We start from the raw sequence: 2,054 nt of genomic DNA, 5'->3' as shown, positions 1-2,054 counted from the left end.
CTAGGTTCTGTACCCATAAAGGGATTTCGTTGAGAGGCGAACAGTGATTCATTCTCCGTAACCGGGAGGATGCAATGGCGCGGTTCGACCTTAGCGATGCGGAATGGGCTTTAATCAAGCCTTTGCTGCCGAACAAGCCGCGCGGTGTGGCGCGGGTAAACGACCGGCGGGTGCTGAACGGCATTTTCTATGTGTTGCGAACAGGCTCGCCTTGGCGCGATCTGCCCGAACGCTTCGGGCCTTACACGACGGTCTATAACCGCTTCAACCGCTGGGCCAAGGCTGGCGTCTGGGTGCGCATCTTCGAGACCTTGGCGGCCAAGTCGCCCCATTCGATGGCGTTCATCGACAGTTCCATCATCCGCGCCCACCAACACGCCGCCGGCGGAAAAAAGGGGGCGAAGATCACGCCATTGGCCGTTCTCGTGGAGGACTGAGCACCAAGATCAATGCCCTTGTCGATGAGAACGGCCTGCCTGTGCGGCTCGTTCTAACCGCCGGACAGGATCACGATCTGCGCGCCGCACCGCTCCTGCTCGAAGGCTTGAAATGCCGCCATGTCGTTGCCGACCGTGGCTACGACGCCAATGCGCTGCTCGATCTGATCCGGGCCAGCGGGGCAAAGCCTCATATCCCCTCAACCCGCCAACGCCTGATACATCGCTCCGTGAACCGGCGTATCTATCGCCAACGCAATCTCGTCGAACGCTTCTTCTGCAAGCTCAAACACTTCAGGCGTGTCGCAACCCGCTTCGACAAGCTCGCCAGAAACTTCCTCGCCGCCGTCGCTCTCGCCTCAACCCGACTATGGACCCGAAATTATGAGTCCACTACCTAGGCGGCTTTGCGACGCTGGTTCACAGCCACGACCTGAACCGCGCAATCCATATCAAGGTCCGCATCGATCTGGGGGATGATCAGGGCAGCGAGCGTTTGCCGCTAAACTCCGGTGGAAGCCTTCACGATCCCGATTTCAGCAATCTCGGCCTCCGCTATCTTGCAGGCGAAAACACTGAATTGAAGGAATACGCGGTCGTCCAGGAGATCGGCCTCGGCCTTGAAGTCCGCTGGAGCGACCTGATCCGGGCGCCCTATGTTGCCAAGGCCGTGGTCGAAATGGACGGCGAAGCGGTCGCCGAGCTCCACTCTCCGCCGCAACAAGGGCGCGCACATCTGACGGCCTTCAATTTCGCCCATCCACTGCTGCAAGCGGCGACCGATCCGGACGATCTGCTCGATTTGGCAGGCGATGCGCCTGGCATCGAGGGGGCGGACAGCGAGGTTGATCCTCTCGGCGATCCTTTCTCGACGCCGTTAGGCAACGAGATTTGGGAGCTGTCCCGTGAGACCTCCGCAGACGCGACCGAGAACAAGACGGTTGAGTTTCGGATTGCAGTTGAAACCGTCCTCGGCGCGCTGCCGGATTTGGATCGGCCGCTCGGCCTCGATCTGGTTGAGATCGACGAGAACCTTATACGCCAGCGCTATGCATCGGGCGCAGCGATCCCGCGCGTTAGCAAGGGAGGCGAGCGCGCCGTCGCCGACGAGTATGAAATGGAACGGCGTCGCCGTGCGGGCTTGAGCGCCTTGCTGGATGAGCTCGTGCTTGGGCCTATCCGCATCGTCAGGGACTATCTCAGCGAGATGACCTATGTCGGCCCGCTGCGCGAAATCCCGAGCCGCAAGTATCGCCCGCGCCTTTCCCCCGATGAATCGCGCTGGGCGCAGGGCCTCGCCGCCTGGGATATGCTCTATACCGATCCCTCGGGCAAGCTCCTGGAAGAGGTCAATGCCTGGCTCGGCGGCGAGGAACGGTTGAAGACCGGCTATCGGCTTGAGAAGTTCCAGTTCAAGGAAGTACCTGTTCCCGGCAGGTTTCATCAGCTCTTCGAGCGCGGCTTGGACGAAGACGATCTCGGCGAGCTACAGGAACTCTATGCCACGCTCAGCTCACGATCCGAAATCGCGCTGCGCGATTTTGATAAGGGCATCATCGTTGCGCCGGGTGATGTGGGCGTCGGCATATCGCAGATGATTCCGGTGATCGTTGGTTG

2 protein-coding genes are annotated in these 2,054 nt (G+C 60.5%); both read left to right on the top strand.

What is annotated here, in order from left to right; translation table 11 throughout:
• Positions 1-74 precede the first annotated feature (74 nt).
• Positions 75-838, top strand: a protein-coding gene (locus VL202_RS21240) for an IS5 family transposase (protein ID WP_325466050.1) whose coding sequence is annotated in 2 segments (ribosomal slippage) — positions 75-384 and positions 384-838 — 765 coding nt in all. Because the reading frame shifts where the segments join, the coding sequence is not laid out codon by codon here.
• A 95-nt stretch (positions 839-933) separates the two neighbouring features.
• Positions 934-2,054 (top strand): hypothetical protein (locus tag VL202_RS21235; protein WP_325466049.1); only part of this gene is annotated, 1,121 nt, incomplete at its 3' end.

The organism is Pararhizobium sp., assembly GCF_035497515.1.
In the GTDB taxonomy this organism is placed as follows: domain Bacteria; phylum Pseudomonadota; class Alphaproteobacteria; order Rhizobiales; family Rhizobiaceae; genus Pararhizobium.
The sequence above is the reverse complement of the archived record's forward strand: the minus strand, read 5'-3'. Positions and strand labels throughout refer to the sequence as shown.